Genomic DNA, 15,838 nt, shown 5'->3' with positions numbered 1-15,838 from the left:
TGCGCTCACCTTCGCTTTCTTATTCGATGCCCTGCCCCGCTTGGGAAGCCTCCCCGCGCGCGGCCCAGACAAACTGTGCCATTTTCCCGGCGTCCTTGAAGCCGTCGGTCTCCACCCCGCTGCTGACGTCCACACCATACGGCTGCGCGACACGTACCGCATCCGCCACGTTCTCCGCCGACAGCCCCCCGGCCACGAAATACGGCACAGGGATATCGCATTGCGGGATAATCTCCCAATTAAACGTGGCTCCGGTCCCACCGGCCGCATCGGGTGAATAGGCATCCAGCAGCAAACGGTCCGCGCCGGTTTCCGCTGCCTTGCGGATATCATCCGCCGTGCGCACATGGGCCGCTTTCCAGATTTCACAGCCCGACGGCAGCAGCATGCGCAGCGTCTGCACGGTCTCGGCATCCTCATTCCCGTGCATCTGCACCACATCCATTCCGCACCATTCCGCAATAGCGGCAACTTCCGGGGCCGGCGTATCAACAAACACCCCTACCGCCTTGGTAGGGCTTTTGAGGGATTTCCGCAGTGCCCGCGCCAGTTCCGGTGTGACTTTCCGCTTGCAGGGCGCAAACACAAACCCTGCGTAATCCGCTGCCAGCCGGTTGACGGAAATGATATCTTCCACGCGGCGCAAGCCGCAAAGCTTCACTTTAACCATGCGTTAATGACCGTAATTCCTTCAGTTTCGCGTGAATGTCGGGGGCACGCATCAGCGTTTCGCCGATGAGTACCGCATCCGCCCCCAGATCTGCGGCCTGTTTCATATCTTCCGCCGTGGCAATGCCGCTTTCGGAAACGAAAACCACATCCTCTGGGAAAAGGTGCCGGAAGCGCGCGGACGTGGACAGATCGACATCGAACGTGGCGAGGTTGCGGTTGTTTACCCCCACCACGCGCGCGCCCGCGCGCAATGCATCGCGCACCTGCGACTCGCTGCGTACCTCCACCAGGCATTGCAACCCGAACATCTCCGCCACCGCCATCAGTTTTTTCAGTGCGAACACATCCAGCACGGAGGCAATGAGCAAAATCGCATCCGCTCCCAGCACGCACGCCTCGGCGATTTGCCACTCGTCAAAAATGAAATCTTTCCGCAGGACCGGGAGCGAAACGGCTCCGCGTACCTGTGTTAAGGTATCCGCGCCGCCTTGGAAATATGTCTCCTCGGTGAGCACGGAAACCGCATCTGCTCCGGCCGCCTCGTATGCACGGGCAATTTCTACCGGGTGGAAGTCCGGCTGAATGACCCCTTTCGACGGCGACGCCTTTTTGACCTCCGCGATCACCGACAGGCCGGGCTTTTTCAGCGTTGCGGCAAAATCCACCGCCGTGCGTTTTTCACGCGCGGAAAACGCCTGCTCAGCCAGGGCATGCAGCGGCCGTTTCTCTTTCAGCGCGGCGATTTGCTGCCTGCGGTTGGCCATGATGGTATCCAAAATCGTTTCACTGCTCATGCGGTTTGGCTCCTTTATGTGTGGGAAATCAGCCTGCCGCTCCCTTCCGGGAGCAAAGAGGGGGCGCGGCGGTTCAGGCGATGCTGTTGGACACGCGCACCAGTTCTTCGAGCTTTTCCGCCGCTTTACCGGAATCGATCAGTTCCCGTGCCATCTCCACACCGGCTTTCAGACCGTCGGCCTTGCCGGCCATGTAAAGCGCGGCGGCACTGTTGAGCAGCACCATGTCCCGCTTGGGGCCGGTTTCTCCCGAAAGGATATTCCGGGCAATCTGCGCGTTTTCCTGTGCGTCCCCGCCGCGTAAGTCTTCCAGCGCGCAGGGCGTGAGGCCGAAATCTTCCGGCGAAAGCAAATAGTTGCTCACCCGCTGGTCGATCAGTTCGCTCACTTGGGTCTGCCCGCAGAGCGAGACTTCATCCAGACCGTCCAGCCCATAGACCACCATGGCTCGCCGCACCCCCAGATTGGCAAGCACCTGCGCCAGAGGCTGGCAGAGCGCCGCGTCGTAGACGCCCAGCAACTGCAGATTGGCGCGGGCTGGGTTGGCAAGCGGCCCGAGGATATTGAAGATGGTGCGGATGCCAAGTTCACGGCGCGGCCCGGCGGCGTATTTCATGGAACCGTGAAACGCCTGCGCGAACATGAAGCAGATGCCTGCGGTCCGGAGCAGGCCGGCGGCCTGCTCCGCCGTAAGGTTGAGTTTAACGCCCAATGCTTCCAGCACATCGGCACTGCCGCATTTGCTGGAAGCGGAGCGATTGCCGTGCTTGGCCACCTGTACGCCCGCCGCAGCTACCACCAGCGAACTGACGGTGGACACATTAAACGTGAAGGAGCGGTCCCCACCGGTGCCCACAATATCCAGCACATCACCCTCGGCCCGCACCAGCGGCGCTTTCTCGCGCATCACCTGCGCGCTGGCGGTGATCTCATCGATGCTCTCGCCCTTCATTCGCAGCGCCGTGATATAGGCACCGATCTGCGCGGGGGTGGCGCCTCCGCTCATGATCTCATCCATCGCGCCTCTGGCCTGTTCGGGTGAAAGGTCCTTCCCTTCCACCACCTGCCCAATGGCTTCTTTTATCATTCTGCACACCTCACACCTGTATCGAATAAAAATTCCGCAGCATGTCGACCCCATGCTCGGTCATGAACGACTCTGGATGAAACTGCAACCCAAAAACGGGATACTCTTTGTGCATAAACGCCATGACCTCGCCCTGCGGCTCGGCGGCCGTCACCCGCAGGCAGGACGGCAGCGTAGCCTTTTCCACCACCAGAGAATGGTAACGCATGACGTTCACCGTTTCAGGCAGCCCTTTGAACAGCGGGCAGTCCCTATCGAGCGTGACGGTGCTGGTCTTGCCGTGCATCAACTGCGGCGCATGCACCACTTTGCCGCCGAACGCTTCCCCAATGGCCTGGTGCCCCAGGCAGACGCCCAAGATCGGCAGCTCTCCCTTCAAGGCGTGGACGGTGTCTATGCAGATGCCCGCGTCTTTAGGAAAACCGGGGCCGGGCGAAAGTACCAGATGAGAGGGGTGCAGCGAGCGCACCCCGTCCACCGTGATCTTGTCGCTGCGCACCACGCGCACATCGGGCGTGATGGTGCCGAACACCTGATATAAATTATAGGAGAAACTATCATAATTATCAAGAATCAGGATCATTGGATTTCACCCGCCCTTTCCGCCGCGAGCAGTACGGCTCTGGCTTTATTCAGGCTCTCTTGATATTCGGTTTCGGGTACGCTGTCGGCCACGATGCCCGCGCCGGACTGCACATAGGCCATGCCGCCCTTGGCAATGGCGGTGCGGATGGCGATGCAGGCATCCATATTGCCGTCGAACCCCACATAGCCGACGGCGCCGCCGTACAGCCCGCGCCGTCGGTTTTCATATTTGTCGATCAGTTCCATCGCCTTGACCTTAGGCGCACCTGAAAGGGTGCCCGCCGGCAGAATGGAGCGCAGCGCTTCAAACGCATCGAGGTCTGCGCGCAGCCTGCCCGTCACCAACGAGGTGATGTGCATGATCTGCGAATAGCGCATCACTTTGGCGTGCTCCGCCACGTTCACGCTGCCGAAACTGCTTACCCGGCCGATGTCATTGCGACCGAGGTCCACCAGCATGTTGTGCTCGGAGAGCTCCTTGGCGTCCGCAAGCAGTTCTTTTTCCAGCGCCGCGTCTTCTTCAAGCGTTTTGCCTCGTGGGCGGGAACCGGCGATGGGGCAGGTTTCCAGCAGGCCGTTTTCCAGCCGCACCAGCGTTTCGGGCGACGCGCCGGCCACCTCCACATCCCCCAGCTTTAAATAGTAGAGATAGGGCGAGGGGTTGCTCACCCGCAGCACACGATAGAGGTCGAACAGGCCGCCGTCGATTCTGGCGGAAAAACGCTGGGAAAGCACCACCTGGAAGATGTCGCCGTCGCGGATATGCACTTTGGCCTTTTCCACCATATCCATAAAGGCTTCTTTGGTCATGTTGCTTTCCCACTGCGGCTTTGTGTGACCGTAGGCAGGCTCCGGCGCGGACTGGGTACGAATGCGCTGATGGATTGCTTCGATCTCCGCCGCCGCTTTCTCATAATTGGCTTTGAAATCTCCCCGCGTATCCACGTTGACGATGAGGATGATCTTCTGCTTCACGTTGTCGTAGGCAATAAGTTTTTCCGCTACCATCAGGCTGCAGTCTGGGCAATGCATATCGTCCGGATTTTCATCAGGCAGATCTTCGGCATAGCGTACCATGTCGTAGGCGAAATAGCCCACGGCTCCGCCGGTGAAACGCGGCAGGCCCGGCAGCACCGGCGCTTTGAACGGCGCCAGTTTTTCCCGGATGCGTGCGTAAGGATCACCGTCCAGCGTTTCGGACAAACCGTCCGCCGAAACGAACGTCGTTTTGCCTTTTTCCACCGTGACGGTCAGAATTGGGTCGAACCCCAAAAACGAATACCGCCCCCATTTTTCGCCGCCGTCTGCGCTTTCAAGCAGAAAGTAGTGGCTGCCCCGCGCCGCCAGTCTTGCAAGCAGGCGCACGGGCGTCTCCATGTCCGCATAGATCTCCATGGAAAGCGGGATGCGCCCATACCCTCCGGCCAGTTTTGCGGCCTCCTCATAAGAAGGTGTAACCATGTTTTGTATTCACTCCTCTCGCCTTTCTTCCGGTGGGAGAGTGTTGGCTCCCGCCGCACGGATAAGGCCCATTCAAACCGTTTTTGGACAAACAAAAACGCCCGTCCCTGTTCTTCACAAGGACGAGCGGTACGCTCGCGATGCCACCTTGATTCGCACTGCAAAAGCAGTACGCTCTCATACGGAATGCCAACACATTCCCCGCCTTTGATAACGCTGGCGCTGCGTCGGAAGCTACTCGGCAAAATGCCTTTCGCACCGCCCTCCGGGGCCCATTTGCCATGCCGTCACATACCGGGCTCGCAGCTCCCCCGGCTCTCTGGAATGCCGTACACAGTTTGACTTCCCCGTCTTCGGTTTCACTATTTTTACCTTATCATGGCTGCGCCGGTTTGTCAAGGGATTTTTTCACGACGCCCGTTTCCGGCTCTTGAGCCAAAGGCTCCTGCCCGCATACCAGCCGCACCTCCTGCGCCGGCACCGCAAGGGCCACGCGGTGTTTTTCCAGCAGTTGCATGGTATTCAGCAAAATGTCCTCGCGAATGTTCAGAAACGTTTCCCACTTGGTTGTTCTGGTGTAATAAATGACCGTAAAGAGCAATCTTGCACCGGACAAATCATCGAACGAAGCGGTTGCTGTTTCGGGATGGACGCCCTTGTGCCCCTTCACAAAATGGAGCACCGCACTCTTTGCCGTGCGCAGGACGGCAGGCGGTGTCTGCACGCTCAGCTCCAGCTTGAGCACCACACGTCGCTTCCCCATGCGGCTCCAGTTGGTAACGGCGCTATCCACCACGTTTGCGTTGGGAACCGTAACAAGCGCCTGTGTAAAGGTTCTGATCTTTACACTCCGAAACGTGATATCTTCCACCGTTCCTTCGATGGATGCCGCCTCGATCCAGTCGCCGATCTTGAACGGTTTATCCAGCAGGATGATGAGCCCGCCGAAAATGCTGGCGAGCATGTCTTTGGCGGCGAGCGAAAGGGCAAGGCCGCCCAGACCCAGGCCCGCCAGCAGCCCGCTGATACTGAAATTCCACTCCTGCGCGATGATGAGCACAGCCAGTGCCACCGTGATGAAGCGCAGCGCTTTCGATAGGATGGGCAGCACCGCCTGGTTGCTCTGAATGTCCATCTGTTTGGCCAGCGCCGACTGCTCCAGGTTGGGCGCGGACTCAAGGTTCCAAAACACCCACGCCACCAGCACGATCATCAGGGAACGGTATATTTTTGTAAAGAACGTGACAAAAGCGGCATGCTGTGCAAAACCCGGAAAAAGCGACAGCGCCGCATACAGACCCGTGATGAGAAAAAAGACATGCAGCGGGCGCAGACAGGCGGGCACGACCGTCCTCCCCCACGCGATGCCGGCGCCGTCGAGTTTTCGGCCGAGTGCTTTCCACACCCGGCTTACGATCCATCCCCCTGCCAGCACCGCCAGAAAAACGATCGGCGGCACCAGATAGCGCACCACGCCCAACCGCGCCAGATTGCCGGCCAGCGTCGTCACATCCTGCCAGATCATCATCCGATTTCCTCCGTTTCCACGTGCCGCATGTGCGCGGCGCAACTTGCAATTTGGACAGCAAAACGTTACAATAAGGGCAGATCGATAAAGGAGAAACCGCCATGAAAGCCATTCAGGCAATGGACCCCGAACAGCACACACAGCGCAAGGCGGAATTCATCGACCTGCTGCGCGGCACCGATCGGCCCGGTATGGAAGACCTGCTGGCATGGTTGGAAAACGATACGGATTTTTACACCGCGCCCGCCAGTACCCAGTTTCACGGCGCATTTGAAGGCGGTCTGCTCAACCACAGCCTGGCCGTTTACAGATATCTGAAAAACTTCACCAAAGCGCTTTCGGATGTCAAGGAGGACTCTCTGGTCATCATGGGGCTCCTGCACGATCTATGCAAAGCCAATTTCTTCATCAAAACGGTCCGCAATGTCAAGATTCCGGGCGAACGGCGCTGGGAAGAGCAGGAGTCCTACGCCATCAACGACCAGCTTCCCATGGGGCATGGAGAAAAATCCGTCTATCTCGCCATGAAATACATACCGCTGACCAATGAGGAAGCGCTTGCCATTCGTTGGCATATGGGCGGCTTTGACGATGCGGCCCGCGCCTATGCAGGCGGGAAAGCGCAAAGCAGCGCCTTCCACGATTATCCCGTGGCGGCCGCGCTCAACATCGCGGATATGTATGTCACCCACATCCTCGGGCAATAACGCCTCGGGCGCGTTATTAGAGGAAAGCGATACGCAGCCCGGCGCGCCACGACTCCATCGGCGCGATGGGGACAAAAGCGGAAGAGCCTGCCGGCTGTACCGCCTGCGCGTCGAACACCAGATGCGCGCCATCACCCCGCGCGAGATCTTCCGGGCACCGGAACGTGAGTTCTTCCCAGTCGAATTCGACGCCACGGCCGGTCTTGCGGCTGGCCAACTGCGCGGACGCGGCCCGCGGTGTGCCGGGCGCCGCCTGCAAAGCGTAGTCGTTGGCATTCTCCCAGTCGAACAGCGGGTGACGCAGATGTACATCCACCCCCAGATAAAACGGCAGCGGTTCATCCGCCCCAATATTGTTCAGCGTGCACTCCACATACAGCCCCGCGCCTTCCACCGTGTAGACCATCAGCAGTTGGAACGACGGGGCAAACACGGCTTTGGTATCCGCGTTGGAGGAGAATGCAAGGTGCAGGCTCTCTTTTCGTTGCACCAGCGTACGGGCGGTCGCCTGTTCCGTCAGGAAACGGGCGCTCTTTTCCCTGTCTTCAAACGGAAAGCAAACGGAAAGCCCCCCTTCCCGCAAATAGTCGCCCTCAAATAAATCGCGCAGCGCCGTCACAGCGGCGTGTTCGGTATCGATCACGGCGATGGCGCCATCCGAAATCAGTTCCATATTGAAATCATCCTCTCCATATATTGGGTCATCCCTGCGACACGGCCGGCTGCCGGTGCGGGCGGCGCTCCTCCACCGCGCTGAAAAACGCATGCAGGGGCGCCAGCTGTCGGAATCCATCGGCCAGCAGGGGCACCAGCCGCGGGGAACAAAAGGTGTCCATATCCGTTGAGCGACAGTCAAAACTGAGCGTTTTGCGGTCAAGCCAATCCCTCAAGTCCGGCGGCTGGTCGGGAAAACGGCTGCGCTTGTAGCGCTCCCCGTTCATGCAAAAGCATGTCTGCCGTGAAAATGCGTCCATTGCCTGCACAAACAGCGGCTCTTTGCGCAAGATCATGCCGCGCATGGCTTCCATTGCGGCGGGCGTCGCCTGATAATATCCATAGCCGTAAGCGAGGCCGTCCGGCCCAAAACCGAAATAGAACCCAGGCTGCCCTTCCCAGCACCGCTTGCGGCGCATGAATGTGATCCACATTTCATCCCGAAACAAAAAGCCGTCTTTTACACGCCGCACATCACGGAAAATACGGGAAATCGTCCGCCCGACTTTCGGTTCCACCGTGAATTCCGGGTCAATATCCAGCATCGTGGGCGTCAGTTCTTCCACCATCGCCCGCATCGGACGAAGTACCCATGCTTCATAGCGCTCCCGATGCTCTTCAAACCATTCTTTGCTGTTCTGCAGGCGGTTTTCGATGAGAAAATCCATCGCTTGTGCGCAGAATCCTTCAAATGCCATCGTATGTTTCACCTCACGGCCTGTACGATATCTATTGGTGTCCTATTATAACACGAACCGGTGCCGGGCGCTACTTGCGTCAAAAGCCGGAACACCTTCCTTTTCCCGATCTATGGATAAGCTCTAAGAAACAGGTGGGCAGTCATGAACATCGCATTTTTCATCACCCCCAAAAAAGATGTGGTTTTTGAAACCACAGATGCAACCATGCGGCAGGTCATTGAACGGATGGACTACCACCGGTATACCGCCATCCCTATTCTGGATGAGGAGGGCGGTTATGTCGGCACACTGACCGAGGGTGATTTGCTGCGTAAACTGAAAACCACGCCGGGGCTGGATATTCGCGAAACCAGCCGGATTCCCGTGACGGATATCCCCATGCGGGTGCAGAACAAGCCGGTTCACATCAGTTGTGACATAGAGGACTTGGTGCAGACGGTGACCGCCCAAAATTTCGTCCCTGTGCTGGACGACGACGATCGCTTCATCGGGATCATCAAACGTAGCGACATCCTGCACTATTTCTTTGAAAAATGGATGCCCGGCCAAACGAAGACCGCCGCCGAAAAAGCCGCTTCGCCCCGCTGCCAGAGTTGACAGCGAACGGCGCCGTCCGATATAATAAACCGTGTGTGAATGAAAAAGGACGGTGAGATCGTGACCAATGTAAACCTCTATACGCTTCAAATGCAGGCCAGACTGCTTGAAGCGATGGATAACGGAGCGGCCCTCCAGGAACGGACCGCCGGCTTTGACGATCCGGACGGTTCCGTCAGTTTTGACGACCTGCTGAATGCCTGCATGGCTTCCGGCGGCACGAGCTCGCTTCCGGCAGCATCCGCATCATCCGCACCGGCTGCGGCCGTCTCAGATGCCGGGCAGGTATCTGCCGCAGGCAGCCCCGCATCGTCCTGCGGAGAAATGCGCATCTCGGATACGGGCCTGCAGTTCGTCGCCGAACACGAAGGCTATTCGGCCACCGCTTACCGCGGCGTGGACACACAGAACCTAACCATCGGATATGGACATGTCCTGCAGCCGGAAGAAACCTATTCCGACCTGACACAACCGCAGGCAATGGGGCTGCTTAAAAGCGACCTTTCCACTTATGAGGACGCGGTCAACCGTGAATTTTCCGGCACAAAACTGACACAGAACCAATTCGATGCGCTGGTGAGTTTTTCGTACAATCTCGGTGCCAATATCTGGAGCAAAGCGCCGCAATTCACCAGCGATGTGAAGAACGGCGCGTCGGCCGATGTGCTGAAAGCTGATTTTGAGCGCATCAGCTATTGCAACGGCCACCAGGTACAAGGGTTGGTCAACCGCCGGTTGGATGAGTTCCGTCTGTTTGAAGGACAATCTGTGTAACATTTCGATTTTTAAAAACCGCCTCTGTTGCAAACAGAGGCGGTTTTTTCATATGCACGTTCTTAATCCGTGCGCCGGCCGGCGCGAAGACGTTGTTCCGCTTTTTCCAGTTTGGAAACAGCAAGCCTACATCGATCGATCTTCATCTGATATGCGCTCTTTTTCTGCTGCTTGTCCGCAATGCGCTCGTCAAACGAGCGGGCTACTCCTCTGGGCATCCTGATCGCTCTCCCCTGCTGACTACGGTCCTCGGCTTTTTTACTGTGTCTGTATCATTATACCATACGCCGCCAAACAAGGAAGTCCTCCCACAAAAAAATCCGCCAAAGCGGCGCAGAATTTTCATATTCCCGCACACTTTGGAAACCATAAATGGCAAAGGCCGCATAAAGCGGCCGCAATTTGGAGCGGGAGGAAATCTCATGTTTGGAATCAAACGCAGGCGCACGCTCATTCGTGTGCTCAGTTACACAGTATCGGCCTTTTGCCTTGCCGTTATCGCGGGCATAAGCGGTTATGTCATGGCGTATAAATACCGGATGAGCATCGAATATGGGTACCAGCGCGCACTCACCGAGCTTTCGGAACATGTGGACAACATCGACATCGCTCTGCAAAAAGCACAATATGCCAGCACCAGCGCCCAACTGAGCGGACTAAGCGCCGAGATTTGGGCCAACGCAGGCGCCGCGCAAACCGATATCGCGCAGATGCCGCTTTCCACCGTCAACTTAAGCAACACCAACAAGTTTCTTTCCCAGTCAGGCGACTATGCCAACAGCCTGACCAAGCAGTTGAATACCGACCAGGCTATCACCGACGAACAGCGCAACACCATTGCCAGCCTGCACGGCTATGCGGATAAACTGTCCACCCAGCTTTCCGATCTCAACAGCGATCTGCAGACCGGGCGCATCACGCTGTTCAAAGCGGAAAACGTGACGAAACGGAACAACCCCAATCAGGCCACGCCCACTTCCCTGCAGGGCGGCTTTCTCAACATCGAAAATACGTTTGCCAACCTGCCGTCACTGATCTATGACGGGCCGTTTTCCGATAACGTGCTCAAAAAAGACCCGGTGTTTACACAGGGAAAGGCTGCCGTAAACCGGGATGAAGCGCGCTCAATCGCCGCCAGGTTCCTCAGCCAGAACGCCTCCGCGCTCCATGAGGCCGGTGAGACCGGCGGCAACCTCCCCACCTGGAATTTCAACGTCGGCAACACCAGCATCTTTATCAGCAAGGCGGGCGGTTACACCGTGCGGATGCTCGCCAACCGTGCACCCGCGCAGGCCAAGCTGGATACAAACGCCGCTCTGCAGAAAGCGCAGGCTTTCCTGCAAGCACGGGGGATCACCTCCGTGGCGGAAACCTATTATCTCACCAACAACAATATTTGCACCATCAATTTCGCCTACCAGCAGAACGGCGTCGTCGTCTATCCCGATCTGATCAAAGTGGGGGTAGCACTGGACGACGGCGGCATCGTTTCGTTTGACAGCACCGGCTATCTCATGAACCACCATACCAGGAACCTGCCCGCCGTCAAATTCACCCGCGCACAGATACAGGCCAAACTCAATCCGGCACTCACGGTGCAGAAAGTCGCCCTCGCCATTATTCCAACAGGCGGAGCCAACGAAGCCTATTGCTATGAGTTCCGCACCATCAGCCGAGACAATCAGCAGGTCATCGACTATTTCAATACCCAGACCGGTTCCGAACAGCAGGTTCTCATCCTCAAACCCACGCCGGGCGGTATGCTCGCCATGTAAGGCGTCACATTCCCAGGCGGCCCAGCAGGTCCTTGATCACCGCATTTTTGGTGCACACGGGCTTATGGGCGCGTTCGCTCAGGGTCACCATGATATTATCGTCCTGCACGATGACATAGGAATAGCTGGACATCCGTGAGGGCAGGTAGATCAGATCGGTATAATTGCCGTATTGCGTTTTGATAAACGTCGTCAGATACCGGTGCGTCACCCCGTCCGTCTTCAAAGAACGGGAGGAATCAATGGGCACGAAGTTCCGGTTATCGTAAAATTTCTGGCTCATGGAGAAATAGCGGTCGGCTTCCTCTTTGGTCGGATATACGCTGATCGTGACCGTCACGGTTGAAGCGACGCCGCCCGCTTTTTCGTCGTATGTTTTCCGGTAGGTCGGCAGTCCGTCCGCATCGGTCCGGGTATAATCGGCAAAAACCGTGTCCAGAGATTGCCTGACTTTGGAGGAAAACGTCAGCCGCCGCAACTGCGACACATCGACGTTCTGCACATAAATGTGCGAGCCGAAATAGTTCTGCACGCCCAACACCGCGCCCGCCCCCGCAACGGAGAGCAGAAGCACCGATGCCGCAAGCAGGCCGCGGTTCTTAATCCGGATCACAAATACCAGCAGCCCCAGAAGCAGAACGACCCCCAATATAATGATCGCCTGATAAAAAAACATGCACACACCCCTAGAGGTATGAACCGCCGGTCATGCGTTGCCGGGCAGTTCATTGGATAGGTTACGGAAAGCTTCTTTATTCTTGTCAAACAGTTCGAAAATAACCGGGTCAAAATGTTGTGCGCTTTCTTTTCGCATGATCTCAAATGTTTCGTCAAACGAATACGCCCGTTTATACACCCGCGGGGACATGAGCGCGTCAAACACATCGCACACCGCCACGATGCGTGCGGAAAGCGGGATCTTTTCCCCATTCAGGCCATATGGATATCCACTGCCGTCCCATTTTTCATGGTGGCTTTCGGCAATCTCGATACCCATTCGGTACATGCTGCGCCCCCAGTTTTTCAGTTTTGCGTCTGCCATCCGAAGCACTTTTGCACCATAAACCGTATGTGTCTGCATGATGCGATATTCCTCGGGGGTGAGTTTTCCCGGTTTGAGCAGGATCTCGTCCCGGATGGCTACTTTTCCGATGTCGTGCAGCGGGCTGAAGCGCTCAATATCGCCGATGAACTTGAAGTCCAGAATCGTTTGGAACCGTTTGTTTTGATACAGCAATTCCGCCAGCAGGCGAGAATAGCGCTTGATCCGCAGCAGATGCTCTCCGGTCTCTACGTCGCGCTCCTCTGTTAAAGCGGCCAGCGAAAGCGTGGATGTAAGCACCATATTTTCCAGCAGGATACCCCGTTCCAGCGCAAACATCAGGCTGCCCGCCAGGATCTGGAGAAACTGCACATGCGGAGCGGTGTAAACGTTTTTTTGTATGCTGGAAAAGAATACGAGCCCGATCGGAACTTCGTTTTGCATGAGCGGGAACGTAATGGAAGACCTTACGCCGGCTTCCAGCAAAAAGCGGTTGTACGGACGCAACGGCTTGCCTTCCAGATACGCCTCAAGATCGTTGATGACGCGCACCTGCCCGCTCTGGATGACCTGGTACAAAGAGGTTGTGCGGATATCCGTCGCATATCCCCGCAGTTTCTGTGCCAGACCGGCATGCTCCGGACTGGTTGCAACATAGGTACCGCGGATCACTTTTCCGTCCAGCAACGCCACTCCGATATGCGTATACGGAATATAGGCCCGGAATGTATTGAAGATATAATCGAGTGTTTCTTTAAACGAAACGTTACGGTTCAGTCCCTCAAGCAGGGGGATGATGTTCCGCCAGCAGTCGGCTCGATCGGTCCAGTCTCCGTCTGCAAACAGCGCCTCCGTGTTTTTTATGGAACTGTCTGCCGGATACCGCCGAAGATTTTCTCCTTGCAGCACATTGCGGGCGGCTTTCTCTTTCTGCATGTCTTCCAACCTCTGTTTTTAAATTCTGCGCCGCCGGATTTCTCCCCTCTTCCTGTCGGACCCGGTTTGCCCCACCCGGTCAACGCGATCCGTCAAATCAAAATCCGTATATTATGTGATTATAGCGCAAGAGGAAAAAGATTACAATGCCGCCCGCCGCTTCTTCTTGCAGATAAGTACCCAAAGAAGAAAAGCGGATATGCCCTCCCCTTAAGATAACCGACCCGGCTATGCAAGAAACGACCCGCCCCCCATGGCGGGCACCCTCTGAGCGGACCCTGCATGGGTTTTGCCAGTATTGGCAGAACCCGGCCGTGTTCCGCGCCTGTCAACGGGTAAATTCTATCACGCCCCCATCGGGACGTCAAGTTCTGCCAACGCCGGGCCTGCAGCCCGCACCGAAATCCCCATCTACCATCCTTTCCCGCAACGTGGTATAATATAGAAGCGGAGTCTGGACAAACAAAAGCCGATTGTAAAGGAGAATGTATCATGGAACTCACATTGCGCAAATTGCTGCTTGCGGGCATCGGCAGTGTCGCCTCCACGTATGAAAAAGCCGAAGAGATCGTCGGCGAACTGGTTAAAAAAGGCGAAATCGCCGTCAACGAAGGCAAAGAACTCAACGAGGAACTCAAACGGCAGACCGACAAATACCGCACCGAAGATGGAAAATTCAATGTCCAGTCGCTGAAAGACGCATTGGCCGACCTGAACCTCGCCACCAAACAGGACATCGAGGATTTGAAGGACCGGGTTGAAAAACTGGAAAACCGCTGACGCGGACCGTAAAGAGATATGAAAAGAGAACGTAAACGGGACCGGGTCAGGCAGATCATCGCCGTATTTATCAAGCACGGTGTCACGAAAGGGCTGAAAGACCCCGCGAACCTGCGCCGTGCCTTTGAAGAACTGGGACCGACTTTCGTCAAAATCGGGCAGGTTTTGTCGACGCGCCCGGATATTATTCCCCCCGCCTACCAAAAGGAATTCCAGAAACTGCAGGACACGGTGGAGCCCGAGTCGTTCGAGAAGATTCGTGCGGCCATAGAAAGCAGCCTGCACAGACCTCTTGAATCGGTGTTCCCCGTTTTTGACCCCAAGGCCATCGCCGCCGCATCTCTGGCGGAGGTGCACCGTGCCACTCTCACAGGCGGGGAAGATGTCGCTGTCAAGATTCAGCGGCCCAACGCCAAAAAAACCATCCTGAACGACATTGCGATTCTGCGCCTGCTGTCGCGTTTTTTCAAGATCGGCCCGCTGTTTGACGTTGTGAACGTGCAGGATGTATTGAACGAACTGGAAAAAAACATTCAGCTGGAGCTGGATTTTTTAAAAGAAGCACAGAACATCCGGCAGTTTTCCAGAAACAACCGTGATGTCCGCTGCATTTCCGCACCAGGCGTGTACGATGCCTGCACCACCGAAACCATTTTGGTCATGCAGTACATCGAGGGCATCAAGATCAAGGACATTGCCACGCTGGACGCACAGGGGTACGACCGGCAGGACATTGGTGTCAAGCTGGCCAACAACTACATGAAGCAGATTTTCGAGGATGGTTTTTTCCACGCTGATCCGCATCCCGGCAATATTCTCGTTTCCGGCGGCCAAATCGTGTATGTGGATTTCGGGCTGATGGGCACGTTGGATAAATGGACCCGTAAACGGCTCAATGATCTCTTTCGGGGCATTGCCGCAAACGATGTGGACATGATGACCGAGGCCATCATGCGCCTGGGTATCCAAAAAAGCGCGGTGGACATTGAACGACTCCACGATGAGATCGCGCTGTTTTATGAAAAATACATCGCGGCCTCGTTCGATGCGCTGAACATCGCGGAGCTTTCCAAAGAAATGTTCCGCATCTGCCGGAAGAACGGCATCGTCATCCCCAAAGAGGTGACAATGCTGGGCAAAGGCCTGCTGACCATGGAAAGCGTGCTGGCAAGCATTTCCCCGGAAATCAACATGATGACCATCTCCGCCAATTATGGGGTACGGCAGTTCCTGCACGGCGAAAACGTCCGGCAGCAGGTTGCGGAGATTCTCCGCAACGCATACCAGTCCGGTTCCCTGGGCGTTAAGATTCCCGCAAAACTCTTCCGGCTGGTGGACAAGATGCAGGCGGGCGGATTCACCATCAAAGTCCGGGACCCCGAGCGCGACCGGTTCCTGCACCGGGTCGACCGGATGGTCAACCGCGCGATCCTCTGTGTGCTCATTTCTGCCCTGCTTATCGGCGCCTCGATCCTTCTGCACACCGGCGCCACGGGGCGATGGAACGGTTTTTCGTGGCTCGGCATGGCAGGGTATGGCTGTGCCGCGGTGCTCGGCATTTTTCTGCTGATCGGCATTCTCCGGTCAAACTGAGCGCGGCTCTCGGTATCCGCCGATTGCTCCCCCGCATACAGCACAGCGCCGCCCGAACAAACGGGCGGCGCTGTGCTGTTTTCGCCGAACCG

17 protein-coding genes are annotated in these 15,838 nt (G+C 56.7%); 6 read left to right on the top strand and 11 right to left on the bottom strand.

The annotated features are described in order from the left end of the window. Positions 1-19 precede the first annotated feature (19 nt). The 6 genes from ETHHA_RS06690 to ETHHA_RS06665 form a co-directional block, all read right to left on the bottom strand. Positions 20-670 carry a phosphoribosylanthranilate isomerase gene (locus ETHHA_RS06690; protein WP_013485219.1) on the bottom strand — a complete coding sequence of 217 codons (651 nt, stop codon included), beginning with the start codon at positions 668-670 and terminating at the stop codon, positions 20-22. Then, positions 663-1,466: an indole-3-glycerol phosphate synthase TrpC gene (gene trpC, locus ETHHA_RS06685; protein WP_013485218.1), complete on the bottom strand. Its 804-nt coding sequence runs from the start codon at positions 1,464-1,466 to the stop codon at positions 663-665. Before trpC ends, ETHHA_RS06690 begins: the two co-directional genes overlap by 8 nt. A 73-nt stretch (positions 1,467-1,539) precedes the next feature. After that, positions 1,540-2,553: an anthranilate phosphoribosyltransferase gene (trpD, locus tag ETHHA_RS06680; RefSeq protein ID WP_013485217.1), complete on the bottom strand. Its 1,014-nt coding sequence runs from the start codon at positions 2,551-2,553 to the stop codon at positions 1,540-1,542. A gap of 10 nt (positions 2,554-2,563) precedes the next feature. Beyond that, positions 2,564-3,136 carry an anthranilate synthase component II gene (locus ETHHA_RS06675; RefSeq protein ID WP_013485216.1) on the bottom strand — a complete coding sequence of 191 codons (573 nt, stop codon included), beginning with the start codon at positions 3,134-3,136 and terminating at the stop codon, positions 2,564-2,566. After that, complete coding sequence (trpE, locus tag ETHHA_RS06670) at positions 3,133-4,599, bottom strand: anthranilate synthase component I (RefSeq protein ID WP_013485215.1); 1,467 nt, start codon at positions 4,597-4,599, stop codon at positions 3,133-3,135. Before trpE ends, ETHHA_RS06675 begins: the two co-directional genes overlap by 4 nt. Positions 4,600-4,975: 376 nt before the next feature. Next, complete coding sequence (locus ETHHA_RS06665; protein ID WP_013485214.1) at positions 4,976-6,127, bottom strand: mechanosensitive ion channel family protein; 1,152 nt, start codon at positions 6,125-6,127, stop codon at positions 4,976-4,978. 101 nt (positions 6,128-6,228) lie between these two features. On the opposite strand from ETHHA_RS06665, the gene ETHHA_RS06660 reads away from it, so the two are divergent. After that, the gene (locus tag ETHHA_RS06660; protein WP_013485213.1) at positions 6,229-6,834 is read left to right on the top strand and encodes an HD domain-containing protein; all 606 of its coding nucleotides are present in this window, start codon (positions 6,229-6,231) and stop codon (positions 6,832-6,834) included. Positions 6,835-6,850: 16 nt separating this feature from the next. Here the strand turns inward: ETHHA_RS06660 and ETHHA_RS06655 are convergent, their stop codons facing one another. Both ETHHA_RS06655 and ETHHA_RS06650 read right to left on the bottom strand, forming a co-directional pair. After that, entirely contained in the window at positions 6,851-7,507 is a 657-nt protein-coding gene (locus ETHHA_RS06655; RefSeq protein WP_013485212.1) for an aldose epimerase family protein, read from the bottom strand. A gap of 28 nt (positions 7,508-7,535) precedes the next feature. After that, positions 7,536-8,246 (bottom strand): DUF2461 domain-containing protein, encoded by a 711-nt coding sequence (locus ETHHA_RS06650; RefSeq protein WP_013485211.1) that lies wholly within the window; start codon positions 8,244-8,246, stop codon positions 7,536-7,538. A 144-nt stretch (positions 8,247-8,390) separates the two neighbouring features. Here ETHHA_RS06650 and ETHHA_RS06645 point away from each other — a divergent pair, with 144 nt between their 5' ends. Both ETHHA_RS06645 and ETHHA_RS14540 read left to right on the top strand, forming a co-directional pair. Continuing rightward, a complete protein-coding gene (locus ETHHA_RS06645; RefSeq protein WP_013485210.1) occupies positions 8,391-8,846 on the top strand; it encodes a CBS domain-containing protein in 456 nt (151 codons plus the stop codon). A 39-nt stretch (positions 8,847-8,885) separates the two neighbouring features. Next, positions 8,886-9,620, top strand: coding sequence for a lysozyme (locus ETHHA_RS14540; RefSeq protein ID WP_013485209.1), 735 nt, complete (start codon positions 8,886-8,888; stop codon positions 9,618-9,620). 62 nt (positions 9,621-9,682) lie between these two features. Here ETHHA_RS14540 and ETHHA_RS15525 read toward each other — a convergent pair whose 3' ends face one another. After that, a complete protein-coding gene (locus ETHHA_RS15525) occupies positions 9,683-9,838 on the bottom strand; it encodes a hypothetical protein (protein WP_013485208.1) in 156 nt (51 codons plus the stop codon). A gap of 204 nt (positions 9,839-10,042) precedes the next feature. Between ETHHA_RS15525 and ypeB the strand changes: the two genes are divergently transcribed. Beyond that, positions 10,043-11,395: a germination protein YpeB gene (gene ypeB / locus ETHHA_RS06635; RefSeq protein WP_013485207.1), complete on the top strand. Its 1,353-nt coding sequence runs from the start codon at positions 10,043-10,045 to the stop codon at positions 11,393-11,395. Between the two features lie 4 nt (positions 11,396-11,399). Here ypeB and ETHHA_RS06630 read toward each other — a convergent pair whose 3' ends face one another. Together ETHHA_RS06630 and ETHHA_RS06625 are read right to left on the bottom strand one after the other, a co-directional pair. Next, positions 11,400-12,071 (bottom strand): hypothetical protein, encoded by a 672-nt coding sequence (locus ETHHA_RS06630; RefSeq protein ID WP_013485206.1) that lies wholly within the window; start codon positions 12,069-12,071, stop codon positions 11,400-11,402. A 30-nt stretch (positions 12,072-12,101) separates the two neighbouring features. Continuing rightward, positions 12,102-13,373, bottom strand: a complete 1,272-nt coding sequence (locus ETHHA_RS06625) for an HD-GYP domain-containing protein (protein WP_013485205.1) — start codon at positions 13,371-13,373, stop codon at positions 12,102-12,104. Between the two features lie 492 nt (positions 13,374-13,865). Between ETHHA_RS06625 and ETHHA_RS06620 the strand changes: the two genes are divergently transcribed. After that, positions 13,866-14,153: a phasin family protein gene (locus ETHHA_RS06620; RefSeq protein WP_013485204.1), complete on the top strand. Its 288-nt coding sequence runs from the start codon at positions 13,866-13,868 to the stop codon at positions 14,151-14,153. Between the two features lie 18 nt (positions 14,154-14,171). After that, complete coding sequence (locus tag ETHHA_RS06615; RefSeq protein WP_013485203.1) at positions 14,172-15,746, top strand: ABC1 kinase family protein; 1,575 nt, start codon at positions 14,172-14,174, stop codon at positions 15,744-15,746. Positions 15,747-15,838: the final 92 nt, after the last annotated feature.

Source organism: Ethanoligenens harbinense YUAN-3, assembly GCF_000178115.2.
Classification (GTDB): domain Bacteria; phylum Bacillota; class Clostridia; order Oscillospirales; family Ethanoligenentaceae; genus Ethanoligenens; species Ethanoligenens harbinense.
The sequence above is the reverse complement of the archived record's forward strand: the minus strand, read 5'-3'. Positions and strand labels throughout refer to the sequence as shown.

Excerpts from the sequence above, each read along its gene's own strand:
- ETHHA_RS06645 (WP_013485210.1), top strand. The coding sequence starts at position 8,391 with ATGAACATCGCATTTTTCATCACCCCCAAAAAAGATGTGGTTTTTGAA.
- trpE (WP_013485215.1), bottom strand. The coding sequence starts at position 4,599 with ATGGTTACACCTTCTTATGAGGAGGCCGCAAAACTGGCCGGAGGGTAT.
- ETHHA_RS06675 (WP_013485216.1), bottom strand. The coding sequence starts at position 3,136 with ATGATCCTGATTCTTGATAATTATGATAGTTTCTCCTATAATTTATAT.
- ETHHA_RS06650 (WP_013485211.1), bottom strand. The coding sequence starts at position 8,246 with ATGGCATTTGAAGGATTCTGCGCACAAGCGATGGATTTTCTCATCGAA.
- ETHHA_RS06655 (WP_013485212.1), bottom strand. The coding sequence starts at position 7,507 with ATGGAACTGATTTCGGATGGCGCCATCGCCGTGATCGATACCGAACAC.
- ETHHA_RS06625 (WP_013485205.1), bottom strand. The coding sequence starts at position 13,373 with ATGCAGAAAGAGAAAGCCGCCCGCAATGTGCTGCAAGGAGAAAATCTT.
- ETHHA_RS06630 (WP_013485206.1), bottom strand. The coding sequence starts at position 12,071 with ATGTTTTTTTATCAGGCGATCATTATATTGGGGGTCGTTCTGCTTCTG.
- ETHHA_RS06690 (WP_013485219.1), bottom strand. The coding sequence starts at position 670 with ATGGTTAAAGTGAAGCTTTGCGGCTTGCGCCGCGTGGAAGATATCATT.
- ETHHA_RS15525 (WP_013485208.1), bottom strand. The coding sequence starts at position 9,838 with ATGCCCAGAGGAGTAGCCCGCTCGTTTGACGAGCGCATTGCGGACAAG.
- ETHHA_RS06665 (WP_013485214.1), bottom strand. The coding sequence starts at position 6,127 with ATGATGATCTGGCAGGATGTGACGACGCTGGCCGGCAATCTGGCGCGG.
- trpD (WP_013485217.1), bottom strand. The coding sequence starts at position 2,553 with ATGATAAAAGAAGCCATTGGGCAGGTGGTGGAAGGGAAGGACCTTTCA.
- ETHHA_RS06615 (WP_013485203.1), top strand. The coding sequence starts at position 14,172 with ATGAAAAGAGAACGTAAACGGGACCGGGTCAGGCAGATCATCGCCGTA.
- ETHHA_RS06660 (WP_013485213.1), top strand. The coding sequence starts at position 6,229 with ATGAAAGCCATTCAGGCAATGGACCCCGAACAGCACACACAGCGCAAG.
- trpC (WP_013485218.1), bottom strand. The coding sequence starts at position 1,466 with ATGAGCAGTGAAACGATTTTGGATACCATCATGGCCAACCGCAGGCAG.
- ypeB (WP_013485207.1), top strand. The coding sequence starts at position 10,043 with ATGTTTGGAATCAAACGCAGGCGCACGCTCATTCGTGTGCTCAGTTAC.
- ETHHA_RS06620 (WP_013485204.1), top strand. The coding sequence starts at position 13,866 with ATGGAACTCACATTGCGCAAATTGCTGCTTGCGGGCATCGGCAGTGTC.
- ETHHA_RS14540 (WP_013485209.1), top strand. The coding sequence starts at position 8,886 with ATGAAAAAGGACGGTGAGATCGTGACCAATGTAAACCTCTATACGCTT.